The sequence below is a fragment of the Geobacter grbiciae genome (genome assembly GCF_018531165.1).
Lineage (GTDB): Bacteria > Desulfobacterota > Desulfuromonadia > Geobacterales > Geobacteraceae > Geobacter > Geobacter metallireducens.
In genome coordinates, this window is record NZ_JAHDIW010000007.1 from 45684 (window position 1) to 60280 (window position 14597).

At 59.1% G+C, this 14597-nt stretch carries 15 protein-coding genes; 6 read left to right on the forward strand and 9 right to left on the reverse strand.

Annotated elements, in window-relative coordinates:
* Positions 1 to 26: 26 nt before the first annotated feature.
* The 5 genes from KJB29_RS10195 to KJB29_RS10215 all read right to left on the reverse strand — a co-directional run bounded on the left by KJB29_RS10195 (position 27) and on the right by KJB29_RS10215 (position 2881).
* Positions 27 to 407 carry a VOC family protein gene (locus KJB29_RS10195; protein WP_215734484.1) on the reverse strand — a complete coding sequence of 127 codons (381 nt, stop codon included), beginning with the start codon at positions 405 to 407 and terminating at the stop codon, positions 27 to 29.
* Positions 408 to 462: 55 nt separating this feature from the next.
* The gene (locus tag KJB29_RS10200; protein WP_343213554.1) at positions 463 to 684 is read right to left on the reverse strand and encodes a cupin domain-containing protein; all 222 of its coding nucleotides are present in this window, start codon (positions 682 to 684) and stop codon (positions 463 to 465) included.
* A 254-nt stretch (positions 685 to 938) separates the two neighbouring features.
* Positions 939 to 1568, reverse strand: coding sequence for a flavodoxin family protein (locus KJB29_RS10205; RefSeq protein ID WP_215734486.1), 630 nt, complete (start codon positions 1566 to 1568; stop codon positions 939 to 941).
* A 112-nt stretch (positions 1569 to 1680) separates the two neighbouring features.
* Positions 1681 to 2211 (reverse strand): carboxymuconolactone decarboxylase family protein, encoded by a 531-nt coding sequence (locus tag KJB29_RS10210; RefSeq protein ID WP_215734487.1) that lies wholly within the window; start codon positions 2209 to 2211, stop codon positions 1681 to 1683.
* Between the two features lie 85 nt (positions 2212 to 2296).
* Positions 2297 to 2881 carry a TetR/AcrR family transcriptional regulator gene (locus KJB29_RS10215; RefSeq protein ID WP_215734488.1) on the reverse strand — a complete coding sequence of 195 codons (585 nt, stop codon included), beginning with the start codon at positions 2879 to 2881 and terminating at the stop codon, positions 2297 to 2299.
* Between the two features lie 399 nt (positions 2882 to 3280).
* On the opposite strand from KJB29_RS10215, the gene KJB29_RS19825 reads away from it, so the two are divergent.
* The 6 genes from KJB29_RS19825 (at position 3281) to KJB29_RS10240 (ending at position 10949) form a co-directional block, all read left to right on the forward strand.
* On the forward strand, positions 3281 to 3415 hold the full coding sequence (locus KJB29_RS19825) for a hypothetical protein (RefSeq protein WP_425514114.1): 135 nt from the start codon (positions 3281 to 3283) through the stop codon (positions 3413 to 3415).
* Between the two features lie 110 nt (positions 3416 to 3525).
* Positions 3526 to 4434 (forward strand): putative 2-dehydropantoate 2-reductase, encoded by a 909-nt coding sequence (locus tag KJB29_RS10220; protein ID WP_215734489.1) that lies wholly within the window; start codon positions 3526 to 3528, stop codon positions 4432 to 4434.
* Positions 4435 to 4608: 174 nt separating this feature from the next.
* On the forward strand, positions 4609 to 8259 hold the full coding sequence (locus KJB29_RS10225; RefSeq protein ID WP_215734490.1) for a response regulator: 3651 nt from the start codon (positions 4609 to 4611) through the stop codon (positions 8257 to 8259).
* A gap of 2 nt (positions 8260 to 8261) precedes the next feature.
* Positions 8262 to 9104, forward strand: a complete 843-nt coding sequence (locus KJB29_RS10230; protein ID WP_215734491.1) for a CheR family methyltransferase — start codon at positions 8262 to 8264, stop codon at positions 9102 to 9104.
* Positions 9082 to 9660 carry a chemotaxis protein CheB gene (locus KJB29_RS10235; protein WP_215734492.1) on the forward strand — a complete coding sequence of 193 codons (579 nt, stop codon included), beginning with the start codon at positions 9082 to 9084 and terminating at the stop codon, positions 9658 to 9660. The genes KJB29_RS10230 and KJB29_RS10235 overlap by 23 nt, the downstream gene beginning before the upstream one ends.
* A gap of 98 nt (positions 9661 to 9758) precedes the next feature.
* Positions 9759 to 10949, forward strand: a complete 1191-nt coding sequence (locus KJB29_RS10240; protein WP_215734493.1) for a response regulator — start codon at positions 9759 to 9761, stop codon at positions 10947 to 10949.
* An 83-nt stretch (positions 10950 to 11032) separates the two neighbouring features.
* On the opposite strand, the gene KJB29_RS10245 is transcribed toward KJB29_RS10240, so the two are convergent.
* The 4 genes from KJB29_RS10245 to KJB29_RS10260 all read right to left on the reverse strand — a co-directional run bounded on the left by KJB29_RS10245 (position 11033) and on the right by KJB29_RS10260 (position 14495).
* A complete protein-coding gene (locus KJB29_RS10245; RefSeq protein WP_215734494.1) occupies positions 11033 to 12886 on the reverse strand; it encodes a phosphoenolpyruvate carboxykinase (GTP) in 1854 nt (617 codons plus the stop codon).
* 134 nt (positions 12887 to 13020) lie between these two features.
* Positions 13021 to 13500: a DUF2127 domain-containing protein gene (locus tag KJB29_RS10250; RefSeq protein WP_215734495.1), complete on the reverse strand. Its 480-nt coding sequence runs from the start codon at positions 13498 to 13500 to the stop codon at positions 13021 to 13023.
* 7 nt (positions 13501 to 13507) lie between these two features.
* Entirely contained in the window at positions 13508 to 13945 is a 438-nt protein-coding gene (locus KJB29_RS10255) for a DMT family transporter (RefSeq protein WP_215734496.1), read from the reverse strand.
* A gap of 130 nt (positions 13946 to 14075) precedes the next feature.
* On the reverse strand, positions 14076 to 14495 hold the full coding sequence (locus KJB29_RS10260; protein WP_246561114.1) for an Hsp20/alpha crystallin family protein: 420 nt from the start codon (positions 14493 to 14495) through the stop codon (positions 14076 to 14078).
* Positions 14496 to 14597 lie beyond the last annotated feature (102 nt).

The window sequence follows — 14597 nt, forward strand, 5'->3', positions numbered from 1 at the left end:
TATCGTGCCTCCGTTTTCTTGTGTTTTTACCACTGCCTCAATTCGATGGAGAATCCATCGGCGTCCTGTATCTCGGCCCTCTTGGATGTCCCCAAGGTCACCGGTCCCCAGGTGATCGCCACCCCTTTGCCGGCAAGATAGGCCACAGCCCGGTCCATATCTTCCACCTCCAGGGCCATCATCCGATAGCCGATCTGCCATGGATTTACCACTGCCGGCGTGGCATTCCTGACCTGCATCAGCTCAATGACCGTGTCGCCAAGCTCAAGATAGGCGATTTCTTCGAGGGGAGGGGCTTCCACCTTCAGCCGTTGCCTGACCTTGAATCCCAGTACCTCCGTGTAGAAGCCGATAGCCCTTTCGAAATCGCGGGGGATGATTTCCACATGGTCAATCCGTTTGAACATGGTTAGCTCCTTATCTTCGGTTACCCGCGCAAATGGTTATGCTCCGCCATCCTATTCACTTAACAACCGGCACCAGGAATGAAGCGACACAAATCTCGTCCGAAGATCTTACCGTGTGCATGACCCCGGCCGGGACAATGAACACCTTCCCCACGGAAAGCTCTATTTCACCCCTTTCAAGAACCCCGACACCTTCTCCTTTTATACAGTAGAAGATCTCGTCGTGGTCCGGGTGCTTGTGGAGCGCCCCTTTCTTGTCGGCTGTGAGATGGTACACGTTTGAAACCAGTCCTTGCTTGATTTGTTCTAACTCCATAGCGTCTCCCTTGTGGCTGTCAGTTCGTGTCAGCACAGAATGTTTTGAACGAAAATCGTTTAACTTTAAACTACTTGATATTTTCCTTATTTTCAATTTTTTTTTGCAGCCTAACTTGTTAAAGGGAACTTGCCTGCTTCACTCAGTGCGCTTCTTTGCGCAGCTGCCGCTCGCGCAGGTCATCTTTCCAGGTTTTCCTTCATTGTCGCACATCCCTATCCCTGCTTCAGCCGCTGGGTGAGCTTTTCTCCCAGCATTCTGGCTGCGGTAAGGCTATCCGGCTGTTTGGAAAGATTAGGGGTCAAGTCGGCAGTAATCTTCGTTCCCGGACCAAAGACCCTGTGGATGGCTCCTTCCCGGCACTCCTCGCCGTGGCCGCAGTTGAAACAACTGGCGGGACCTATTGCGGTTACGTTCCCGACCGGTTCAATGCGGCTGAAGCTGAAGAACTTTTCTATGTCACGTACCGCTGAATCCGGCATGGCGCTGCCTACCCCGACCGCAACCCCCAACTTGCCGTGCAGTGCTCCCCCTTCCTGGTGACGAAACTGATAAAGGCGCTCCAAAAAGCAGTGTGCAAGCCCGTTGAGCATGCCGAAATAATTGGGCGCCCCAATTACCAAGGCATCCGCCTCGACAATAAGGGGACGTAACTCGCCCATGTCGTCCCGGACCTTGCAGACGTTGTCCGCCACACAGCCGAGACAGCCCAGGCAGGGACCTATGCGACGACCGCTCAGGGACACGAATTCGGTTGGAGCTTCGATATTATTCAGAACTTCTTGAACGAGACGGTCGGTGGTTTGCCCTGGACGAGGGCTGCAAGATATGCCAAGTACCTTCATGGGAGGCTCCTTCCATGTTGTAGTGCCGATTATTCAGGCTAATGCCGGTAAACGGCCGAAGGCGCTTCGAGCACTTTCAGCCGCACGAATCTCCCCATCTTTCTCCGGCTGTTTAAAAATCGATATCCACCTGCAGGGAGTCGAGAAACTTATTGAAAGCGGTGAAAAGTTCCATCACCCCCAGCGCCTCCACTATCTCGGCGTCCGATACCCCTGCCTGACGCAGGGCGTCAAACTCGGCATCCTCTATTCTGGAGGGATTTGTATTCGCTTTCCTGGCAAAACCGATGAGCGCCTTTTCTTTCACGCTGAAGTCGGCCTGTTCGATGTTCTGCACAATAATACCGATTTCCTCATCGGAAACCCCGACCGCCTTCAGCGCACCGGTGTGCGCAGCAACGCAGTAGGTGCAGCCATTGTCCCTGGAAACCAGCACCGCTATGGTCTGCTTTACCTTCTGGCTCAGGACCCCTTCCATCATCACCGCCTTGACCTTGTTCCAGTTGGCCTTCAGCAGGGGCGGGTGATGGGCGTAGCTCTTGAAAAGATTCGGCACCATGCCGAATGCCCCCTCGATCTCCTTAAATATAGCCGCCGTCTCCCCTGAAACCGCACTCACTTCCACCGTTGTCAAACGCGCCATCTGCCTCTCCTTTTCAGCTGTATTTATTTGCCCCTGAGGGCCAACAAACCAACCATTTGGTTTGTTGTTATTGAAAAAAATTTTGCTACTGCACTCGCATCATTGTCCGTAAGGCGCCGAGGGCATCGCACAGGGGCTTCTCATCCTTTTCCAGACGGGACAGCATTATACCCCCCTCGATGGCGGCCAGCATCTGGCAGGCCAGGATGTCTGCAGGGATGTCGTTGCGTACCTCACCAGTGTTCTGGGCGGCGGCGATAACCGTCTTCAATTTGCCCATCCATGTTTTAAAGACCTGCCTGATTATATCCACTAAACGATTGTCCGTGTCCCCCATTTCCAGGGCGGTATTTCCAAAAATGCACCCCCCGACGAATCCCCTCCCCTTGTGTACATCTGCGACTGTGGCGAAAAAATTATCAAGACACTCCCCCGGTGTGGTGCCGACCAGGGAGGTCTCCAAAACATCGAGGAAATCATCCCGCATCTTCTCCAGTACGGCCAGCCCCAAGGCATCCTTTCCTGGAAAATGGAAGTAAAGACAGCCTTTCTTGATATTGGTTGCCTCAAGCAAGTCATTGATGCTCGTGGCCCCGAAGCCCTTGCGGTGGATGAGATCCGTCGCCGTATCAAGTATTCTGCTTCTTGTTTCTTCGCCTTTGGTTTTCATTATGCATTTCCTTAAAAACCAACCGTTTGGTCTAATATAGCGGATAAACAAATGTTGTCAAGGTGGAATATATGCACTGGAAGCATAAAAGGGTCACAGCAAAAGCCGCCATGCTCAGGGCATCAAAATGTAGTCCAGGGCCTGATACGCCGTCATCGCTCAGAGGCGTTACCTCAATATTGGTGGCGTTAAATGGCTGTTTACGGCGAGCGGCGAAAGTTTCCTTTGCACCCTCCTTTCGGAATCAGGTATGGTGATCCGGTGTTCTATCGCTTTTGAAAAAGAGAGCGTTTCACGGCAAAGACTCTGTCAGATCAAAGGCATACGACGTCCCCGTCCTGTAGCCATCGGGAACACATCCGTCTCAGCTCCCAGGACGGTGCCGCCTTCCTTGAGGTGATGCCGCTCCAATGCCGCGCCTGCGGTTTCGTCTTTGCAAAGAGGGATCGCTTTACCCCACCCGGTAGATGCCCCGTCTGCTGCAACGAAGGGATCTTCGCACCACTTTTCTCTGTCCGAACGACAAGGCCATAGATCCGCAGCAAGGCCCGAAATCCCCCTGCACGGAGCGAAGGCCTCAGTCCCTAAACCGTCGTCAGGCCCCACCTTTCGAGGGGGCAGGACACTCGCGCAAGGAGACATTCATGCGAATAGCAATTGTGGGCGCCGGAGCCCTGGGGCTTTACTACGGCGCTTTGCTGCAGCGGAGCGGCGAGGACGTCCATTTCCTCCTTCGCCGCGATTATGAGGCGATCGCCGGGAACGGCCTGAAGGTCTTTTCCATCAACGGCGATTTTACATTGCCCCACGTGAAGGGATACCGCGCTCCCGAGGAAATCGGGCCGATGGACCTGGTGCTGGTGGGGTTGAAGACTTTTGCCAACAGCCGCTATGCGGAGCTGATCCGTCCGCTGGTGGGGGAGGGGACGCAGATTCTGACCCTCCAGAACGGACTGGGGAACGAGGAGGCGCTGGCCACCCTTTTCGGGGCCGAACGGATCATCGGCGGGGTGGCCTTTCTCTGCTCTAACCGGGGGGAGCCCGGCGAGGTGCACCACCTCGGGGCGGGGCGGATCATCCTGGGAGAATTCCTGCCCCGCGACAGAGAACGGATCGAGGTGCTGGCCGCCATGTTCCGCCAGGCCGGGGTGGATTGCCGGACAACCGATGACCTGAAGCGGGCCCGGTGGGAGAAGCTGGTCTGGAACATCCCGTTCAACGGCCTCTGCGCCCTCCTGCAGCAGCCGGTGAACCTGATTCTGGCGCGGGATGCGAGCCGCAAACTGGTGCGGGGAATTATGCTTGAAGTCATCGCCGGCGCCAATGCCCAGGGGCTTGCCACCTCCATTGCCGATGGCTACGTCGACGACATGCTGGAATTCACCGACGCCATGGGAGAGTACAAGCCATCCATGGAGATCGACCGCGAAGAGGGGCGCCCCCTGGAGATTGCCGCCATCTTCAGGACACCACTTGCCTACGGTGCGCGGGAGGGGATCGCCATGCCGCGGGTTGAGATGCTGGCGACGCTGCTGGAACAGGCCACAGGATGAGCGGGGATATGTTGACAGGGGCCCGTCAGACTAATCTGACGGGCTTTTCTGCGCGTGGGCACCTATTGTGTGGTAATGCAATGTATATTGTGTGGCTTGTTCATTAAGTAATATGTGCTAAGGTTAACAATTGTTGTTTCATGGACAGAACGTGAGTGAGCGGGGGAGAAACTTATGGGGTGGTATGCAGATCTGAAGATCAGGAACAAGCTGCTTCTCGGCTACGGAACGGTCATCGCCTTCAGTTCCCTGATCGGTTATTTCGGCATAACCGGGCTTTCGGAGATCAAGTCGCACCTGGATGTCATGCACGACCACCTGCTTCCAAGCATGGAAGTAGCAGGAATGATCGACCGCCATCACCAGCAGCATCGCCGAACGTTTTTGAACTACCTGGAGGAGAATCGCCTGCACCGCAAAGAGCTGGAGTTGAAACTCCACCATGAAGCGATAGACATACAGGAGTCCTTGGAACGTTACGCCAAGCTTTCGATTTATCCTGCGGAGAGACGACTTCTGGATGACGTCATCACTGCCTCGAAGGAATACATGGATGAGACGGCAAGACTCAAGTCAGCGGCCGATTCAGGCGCTGACTACGAAACGCTGACTGTCGACAATGCGCACCTGAGGACTCTTTTCGGCGATGTTGAAACCCGTGCGAAGCTGCTCACACAGTACAGCCTGAAAGAAGGGGACGAGCATCTCGATCAGGGCACCGCCGGCTACTTCAATATCCGCTCGTGGCTGATATCGCTCCTTCTCGGCGCTATCGCCATTGCACTGGCCATGGCGTTCTTCATCACGCGGAGCGTGGCCGACCCCATCCGGGTGGTCCTCGATGCCGTGCGCCGAATGGAGGAGTCGGGGACGGAAAAGGCCCGGCTGGCGGAGGCCATTGCAGCCGGCGACCTGACCCAGGACGTGGCCGTGTCGGAGCGGCTCCGGATTGATCCTGAAACCGTTGCCAGGGACGAGGGAGGAATGATGCTCAGGGCGGTGGCCGGCATGAGCGGCATCCAGGCATCCCTCGACGCTGCATTTTCACGGATGACGGACTCGCTGCGCCGGAACCGGCAGGAGGAGCAGGCACGGGACTGGCTGAAAAGTGGCGCCAATGAACTCGGCGCCATTCTTCGGGGGGACCGGCGGCTGGAGGAAATGGTTGAAAAGAGCCTCTCTTTCCTCTGCGAATACCTGGGGGCTGGCGTCGGTGCCCTCTATCTGTACAACGACAGGACCCGTGATCTGGAGATTGCCGCCACCTACGCCCTTGCCCGCCGGGAGGATATGAAGAAGCGGTTTGCCCTCGGGGAGGGCTTGGTGGGGGAGGCGGCCAAGGAGAGGAGGATTATCCGCCTCGCCGATGTCCCTCCCGGCTATCTCCCCATAAGTTCGGCCATCGGCGAGGCGAAGCCCCTCAACATTGCCGCGGTGCCGCTGCTCCATGACAACCTTCTCGTGGGGGTCGTGGAAATAGGCTCCTTCAGGGAATTCACGGAGCGGGAACTGGAGTTCCTCAGCCGGGCCCAGGAGGGGCTATCTATCGGGATCAGCGTCAACCGTTCGCGGAAGCTCGTGGACGAGCTGCTTGAACAGACCCAGGCCCAGACCGAGGAACTTCGGGTCCAGCAGGAAGAGCTCCAGCAGACCAACGAGGAGCTGGAAGAGCGGGCCCAGATGCTGGAGCAGCAGCGGGAGCAGATCCGCGCCAAGAACCGCGAGGTGGAGGAGACGAGCCGGGCGCTGAAGCTGAAGGCCGACGAGCTGGAGCGGATCAGCACCTACAAGTCCGAATTCCTGGCCAACATGTCCCACGAACTGAGGACCCCCCTCAATAGCCTGCTGATCCTCTCCTCTCTGCTGAAGGAAAACCGGGAGCACAACCTGACCGACAAACAGGTGGAGTACGCGGCCACCATCAACAGCTCCGGCAACGACCTCCTTACCCTCATCAACGATATCCTCGATCTCTCGAAGATCGAGTCGGGAAGGCTGGAGTTCAATTACGAGCAGATTCCGCTCCGCGCCCTCTTCGACCAGCTCCGCACGATGTTCTCCCCCCTCGCGGAGCAGAAGGGGCTGGACTTTGATGCGATCATCGAGGAGGGGGTCCCGGAAGAGATAACCACCGACGGCCAGCGGACCCAGCAGATCCTGAAGAACCTCGTTTCCAACGCCTGCAAGTTCACCCGGGAGGGGAGGGTGGCCGTCAGGGCGCATCTGCCCAATTCAGAGGAAAATCCCCTGCCGGCCCCGGCCATTGCCATTCAGGTTTCCGACACGGGAATCGGGATTTCTCCCGACAAGCATGACCTTGTGTTCCAGGCGTTCCAGCAGGCGGACGGCACGACGAGCCGGAAGTTCGGCGGCACCGGGCTGGGGCTTTCCATTTCGCGGCAACTGGCGCGGGGGCTCCATGGCGACGTCCTTCTCGAAAGCGAAGAGGGGAAAGGGAGCTCCTTCACCCTCTATCTCCCGCTGGACCACGCTGCCCATGGGGAGGAGAGTCAAACGGCCGTGCCGCCGCCGGCGCCCCGGCTGCCTCCCGTCACGGTGCCGCGGGGGAAGGAAGCCTCCGGAAGGGAGGCGGATGTTCAGCTCCCGACGCCGGTTCTGGCGGACGACCGCGAGAAGCTTCGTCCCGGCGAGAGGAGCATCCTGATCATCGAGGACGATCTCTCCTTCGCCGCCATCCTGATGGATATGGTCCGTGATCGTGGCTTCCCGGCACTCGTTGCAGGTGATGGCGAAAGCGGAATTGCACTGGCCGATCATTACCTGCCGAGCGCCATTGTTCTCGATGTGATGCTCCCCCATATCGACGGTTGGGGGGTCATGAGGAGTCTCAAGGACAGCCTGAGGACCCGGCATATCCCGGTGCACTTCCTCACCTGCCTGGAAGACCGCCAGAAGGCGCTGACCATGGGCGCCATAGGATTTGTGACCAAGCCCGTGAACAGTGCTCAGCTTGACGAGGTGTTCAGTACGATCGAGACTTCCCTGGCCAAAAGCGTCAAGAAGCTCCTGATCGTCGAGGATGACAGGAACGAGGCAAAGAGCATGGAGGCGCTGCTCGGGGTGCGGGATGTGGCCATCACGGTCGCCTCGACCGGAAGCGAGGCCATGGGGCTCCTGGCCGCCGAACCCTTCGACTGCATCGTGCTCGACCTGGGGCTTTCCGACATGTCCGGATTCGAGGTGCTGGAGAAGATCCAGTCCCTTGACGAAAACCGCCGGATTCCGGTTATCATTCATTCCGGCCGGGATCTTTCCCGCGAAGACGAACAGCGGCTTCGCCACTACGCCGAGAGCATCATCATCAAGGGGGCCAAGAGCCCCGAGCGGCTTCTGAACGAGGTCTCGCTCTTTCTGCACCTGGTGGAGAGCGGCATGGGACCCGAGAAGAAGAGGATGATCCGCGCGGCTCTCGACAACGAGGCGCTGCTCGAAGGAAAAAAGGTTCTGATCGTGGATGACGACATGCGCAACATCTTCTCCCTCTCCAGCGTTCTCGCGGAGAAAAAGATGATCGTGCTTGAGGCGGAAAACGGCAGGGAGGCCCTGGAGCGTCTCAATGGAGAGCCCGGCATCGATGTGGTGCTCATGGATATCATGATGCCCGAGATGGACGGTTTTGCGGCTACCCGCGCCATCAGGAAAGACCCGCGATTCGCCCGGCTCCCCATCATCGCCCTCACGGCCAAGGCCATGAAGGGTGACCGGGACGAGTGCCTCAAGGCAGGGGCCAGCGATTACATCCAGAAGCCGGTGGATGCGGACAAGCTCCTTTCGCTGCTGCGGGTATGGCTCTACGGTAGCTGACCATGGAACCGGATGAACTCTTCGACATCGAGATGCGTCTGCTCCTCCACGGTGTCCGTCAGGTGTACGGCCATGACTTCACCGACTACTCCGAGGCATCCATAAAGCGGAGGATTACCCAGTGGTTCGCCACCTCCGGCTATGGGACCCTCTCCGAAGCCCAGGCCGCCATTTTGCGCAATCGCGAGGCCTTTGACTCGCTGCTCCGCGGTATCACGGTCAACGTGTCGGAGATGTTCAGGGACCCGGCATTTTTCCGGGCGCTGCGGGAAGAGATCGTACCCCACCTGAAGACCTATCCCTTCGTCAAGATATGGCATGCGGGGTGCTCATCCGGCGAAGAGGCGTACTCCCTTGCCATACTCCTCGAAGAGGAGGGGATGAAGGGACGTTTCAGGATGTATGCGACCGACATCAATAACGAGGTGCTTCAGAATGCCCGGGAGGGTATATTCCCCCTGAAGGAGATGCAGAAATACACCAGGAACTATCAGGCCGCCGGGGGGAGGGGGGCGTTTTCCGACTACTACTTGGCACGGTATGAGCATGCAATAATGATAAAGCCCTTGCGTGAGCAGATCGTGTTCGCCTCCCACAACCTGGCGGTCGACGCTGATTTCGGGGAGATGCATCTGATTCTCTGCAGGAATGTGCTCATCTATTTCAAGCCGACCCTCAAGGAGCGGGTACTACGGCTTTTTGACACTTGTCTCATTCCCGGCGGCTTTCTTTGTCTTGGCCTCAAGGAGTCCCTCGACGGAAGGCGGATCGCTTCGCGCTATGCCGAAACGGCGGAGAGGATGAGGATTTACCGGAAAAGCTATGGACAGGAACAGTCAGCATAGATTCCGCGCTGTGGTTGTCGGCGTATCGTCCGGAGGGGTCGATGCGCTGAAACAGGTGATCGGCTCCCTGCCGGCGGATTTCACCCTTCCGGTCATGGTTGTTGCCCACATATCCCCTGAAGCCGACAACGGCCTCGCGCTCCTGCTGGACGAGCTGAGCGCCATCAGGGTCAAGGAGGCCGATGAGCTGGAGAAGGCTGCGGCAGGGACCGTGTACCTGGCCCCTCCCAACTACCATCTGCTGGTTGAGAAGGACGCCACCCTTTCCCTGTCGGTGGACCCTCCGGTCAAGTTTGCCCGACCATCGGTGGATGTGCTGTTCGGGTCCGCGGTGGACGCCTTTGGGCATGCGCTCATTGGCGTCGTGATGACCGGGGCGGGATGCGACGGGAGCGAGGGGCTCGGGCGGATAAAGGATGCCGGCGGGGTGACGGTGGTGCAGGACCCTGCCGGTGCCGTTGCCGATTCGATGCCGAGGAGCGCCATCGAGGCGGTCGGTCCAGACTACATCGTGCCCCTTGAACAGATTGCGCCGCTTCTGGTCAGGCTGGCATAGCCGGAAACATCAGGATGAATTCGGGCATGGATGCCGGCTGACGCGAGCCGTCAGCATAATCCAAGGGGCGAGCCTGTCTCGCAAACCATGGGGGAGAGATGGACAAGCAGTTCATTTCGATGAAACCGCAGATTCTGCTTGTGGATGACCGACCGGAAAACCTTTCGGCGCTTGAAGGGCTTCTGGACGAGCTGGACCTGGTGTTCGTCAGAGCACTGTCAGGCAACGAAGCGCTCAGGCTGACGCTGAAGCAGGATTTCGCGCTGGTTCTCATGGATGTGCAGATGCCCGAGATGGACGGGTTCGAGACCGCCGAACTCATGCGCTCCAATCCCAAGACCAGGCATCTGCCGATCATCTTCGTGACGGCGGGGATGAAGGATCTGAAGTTCCAGTTCAAGGGGTATGACGCCGGCGCGGTCGATTACCTGGCCAAGCCCATCGAGCCGGCCATCCTCCGGAGCAAGGTACGGGTCTTCCGGGACCTCTACCTGCAGCGCATGGAGCTGGAATCCCATCGCAGGAACCTGCAGGATCTCGTGGACCAGAGAACCATCCAGCTCCGTCTTGCCGCCCAGGAGCTTGAGCAGCGGGTCATCGAGCGGACCGAGGAGCTCCAGCAGGTGAACCGCCAGCTGGAGTCCTTCGCCTATTCGGTCTCCCACGACCTCCGGGCGCCCCTCAGGCATATCGACGCCTTCAGCCATATCCTCATGGACGACTATTCCCAGGCTCTTGACGAGGAGGCCCGCAATCTGCTCCACCGCATCGTGGCGGGGTGCGACAACATGGGAAAGCTCATCGATGCCATCCTCGCCCTCTCGCGGACCGTGCGCCAACCCCTCAACAAAATGCCCGTGTCGATGGAACGGCTGGCGCGGGAAACGTTTGCGCAGTATCGGGAGCAGTATGAAGGGAAAGAGATCTCGTTTACGGTTGCCGAGCTTCCCGAATCCCAGGCCGATCCAGTTCTGCTGCGGCAGGTCTATGCGAACCTGATCGGCAATGCCCTGAAATACAGCAGCAGGCGTGAGGTGCCCAGGATCGAGGTGGGGGCGTTTCCGGACAACGGGGAAACGGTCTACTTTGTCCGGGACAACGGGGTAGGCTTCGACATGCGGTACGCCGACAAGCTGTTCGCGGTCTTCCAGCGACTGCACAACGGAAACGAGTATGAAGGGACAGGGGTCGGCCTTGCCATCGCCCAGAACATCATCCAGCGCCACGGCGGGAAGATCTGGGCGGAAGCCGAACCGGACAAGGGGGCGACGTTCTATTTTACGCTCTGACTCTCATCTCCCTTGCAGGAAAAAGCAAAGGCCCGCCGGAGAATTCCGACGGGCCTTTGTGTGTAACAGGGTGCTGGACAATGTTACTCGTTCCACCCTTCGGGATGGACGTCGCCGATCTGCTCCCAGTGCTCCGGCGAGCGCCAGAGGCCGGAAACGATCATCTGGCGCATATGGAGGAACTCCTTGGGAAGGCGGTCATAGAGCTTGAGGAAAAGCTCCTCGTGGGAGACGAGCTCGTGTTGCCAGACCTCGCGGTCCACGGAGGTCAGCTCGTTGAACTTCTCGCGGGTCATGTCGAGCCCTTCCCAGTCCATGTCCTCGTAACGCGGCATCCACCCCAGGGGGGATTCGACAGCCGCGGCCTTTCCCTGGACCCTTTCGACGATCCACTTGAGAACCCGCATGTTGTCGCCGTAGCCGGGCCAGATGAACTTGCCGTTGGCATCCTTGCGGAACCAGTTGACGCTGAAGATGCGGGGCGGTTTGGCGATGGAGCGGCCGAACTGGAGCCAGTGGCTGAAGTAGTCGGCCATGTGGTAGCCGCAGAAGGGGAGCATGGCGAAGGGGTCGCGGCGGACGTTGCCGGTGGCCCCCACTGCTGCTGCGGTGGTTTCGGAGCCGAGGGTGGAGGCGAGGTAAACGCCGAAGCTCCAGTTGAAGGCCTGGTAGACCAGCGGCACGGTGTCCTTGCGGCGGCCACCGAAGATGAAGGCGCTCATGGGGACGCCCTTGGGGTTTTCCCAGTCGGGGTCGATGGAGGGGCACTGGGAGGCCGGCGCGGTGAAACGAGAGTTGGGATGGGCGGCAAGACGGCCGCACCCCGGGGTCCACTCGTTCCCCTGCCAGTCGGTGAGCTTTGCGGGGGGCTCGTCGGTCATCCCTTCCCACCAGACGTCGCCGTCTTCGGTAAGGGCCACGTTGGTGAAGATGGTATTGGCGGAGCAGGAGGCCATGGCGTTGGGGTTTGTCTTGACGTTGGTGCCGGGGGCGACGCCGAAGTAGCCGTACTCGGGGTTGATGGCATAGACCTGACCGTCGGGGCCGGGCTTGATCCAGGCGATGTCGTCGCCCAGGGTGGTCACCTTCCATCCCTTGTCCTGCAACGGCTTCGGGGGAATCAGCATGGCGAAGTTGGTCTTGCCGCAGGCGCTCGGGAAAGCGGCGCCCACGTAGGTCTTCTCGCCGGTGGGGGACTGGACGCCGAGGATCAGCATGTGCTCGGCCAGCCACCCCTCGTCCTTCCCCTGCTTGGAGGCGATGCGCAGGGCCAGGCACTTCTTGCCGAGAAGGGCGTTGCCGCCGTAGCCGGAACCGAAAGACCAGATGGCGCGCTCCTCGGGGAAGTGGACGATGTATTTCTCCTTGTTGCAGGGCCAGGTCACGTCCTTCTGTCCAGGCTGAAGGGGGGCGCCCACCGAGTGGAGGCAGGGGACGAACTCGCCGCCGCCGAGGACATCGAGAACGGCTTTGCCCATGCGGGTCATGATCCGCATATTGGCGGCAACGTAGGGTGAATCCGATATTTCAACGCCGATCTTGGCAATGGGGGAGCCGAGGGGGCCCATGCTGAAGGGGATGACATACATGGTGCGCCCCTTCATGCATCCCTTGAACAGGCCGTGGAGTTTTTCCTTCATCTCTTTGGGGGCCATCCAGTTGTTGGTGGGCCCTGCATCCTGCTTGGAGATGCTGCAGATGAAGGTGCGGTCCTCGACCCGCGCCACGTCGATGGGATCTGAGCAGGCCAGATAGCTGTTGGGGCGCTTTTCCTGGTTCAGCTTCTTGAAGGTGCCATTTTCCACCAGCAGATTGCACAGCTCGTCGTACTCCTCCTGGGAGCCGTCACACCAGTGAATCCGGGACGGTTCACAGAGTGCCCTGACTTCGTCCACCCACTTCAAAAGCTGTTCGTTTGCTGGTAACTCGTAGCTCATGCCGACTGCCTCCTTATGCCATGTTAATGAGTTAGCCCCTTCGCGATTCCGCGAAGGGATTCGGCCATGATAAGCTTTAACGGTATTTCATTCAATGCGAAAAATTCACTTTCAGCAAATTTTTTTAGCGAGGGTCAAGGTTGTTCCGGCCTGTGCCGGGCATTAAACCTCTCTCTGGCGAGCACTGTCACAACGGCAACGTTGACGAGAAAGGTGCCGAGCTTGACGGGGGTGACGGAGACGAGGAGTTCGTAAATCTCCACGGGAAGGTAGATGCCGCCGGAGATAATTCCCAGCCACTCGGCCCAGGGGCGGCCACGCCAGAGACCCCATGCTTCGGCGAAGCGAACCGATGCGTAGCCGAAAGCGCCGAGGGCCAGAAGTTGCAGCCGCCCGCCATCGGCCTTGCCGGCAGCTTCAAGGAAGATGCGGGGGATGCGGCTTGCGGGGTTCAGGTGGAGGTGCCGCACGATTTCCTCGGCCAAGGCCTGCACATCCCGGTGAATGAGGGCAAGGAGCCCGAGCCCGGCCGCGATGACAAGGGCCCCTTTGGTTGCCTCGAACAGGGCGACGGTGTGAAGCGCGACTTTTGGGTGCCGCTTGGGGGAGGTCATGGCGTCGTTAGCGGCGGAACACCAGCGCGGCGCCGGCCATGAGGAGGAGCGTCCCGGCAATCCGCTTGCCGTCCAGGGGGGCGCCCCGGAAACCGAAGAGACCCAGGTGGTCCATGAGAAGCCCGGTGGTGAGCTGGGCCGCGATGATGGCGGCCATGGCCGCTGCGGTGCCGATGCGCGGCACGACGACGATGGTGAGGGTGACGAAGGCGGCCCCCAGGAGCCCGCCGGTAAGTTCCCACCATGAGGCAGTCGAGAGTGCCCGCAGGCTGCCGCGCCCCCAGAAGGATACCGCCACGGCGAGGACCAGGGCTCCAACGGTAAAGGAGACGAACGAGCTTTCGATGACTCCGATTTTCTGGGCGAGGCGGGCGTTGATGGATGGCTGGAGCGCCACTGCGGTGCCGCCGCACATCATGAGGAGAAACAGGGCGAGGTTGGACATGGGGACTCCTTGCATGCACTGGGAGTATATGACGGCAGATTGTACGTCCCCGCGGTCCGCAGCGCAATCCCCGGATGCAAAAAAGGGGAAGCATTTCGCTTCCCCTTCTCCTTTCCACCTCCTGCCCTCATTACTCAACGGTGATCTCGCGAACCGTGCTGCTTTCGGTCCTCGGAATCCGTACCTCAAGCACGCCGTCCTTGAAGCCGGCCTTGATGTGCTCGGTATCGAGGCCATCGGGAAGGCTCAGGGTCCGGCTGAAGGAGCCGTGGGACCGTTCGAGCCGCAGGTAATTGCCCCGTTCGATCTTCTCTTTGCTGCTTCTCTCACCGGAGAGGATCAGGTTGTTGTCGACAATCCGGAGATTGAGGTTTTCTTTGGTGATGCCGGGGAGTTCGGCTTTAACCACCAGATGTCCACCTTCCTCGAACATGTCAACCGCAGGCATCAACTCGGTCCGTTCACCCACTTCCGAGAACATCTGTCTGAACGGCATCCAGTGCATGCCGAAGAAGGGACGGCTCAGAGACTCTTCAAACCACCGTTCCATCTCCCTCATCGGGGAAAGTACGCTAACCTCACGGCTGCTCCCCTCTGTTTCGCTCTTCGTTATTCCCTTCGTTTCATGACTTGTCCCGGATCCCGTTGTCCG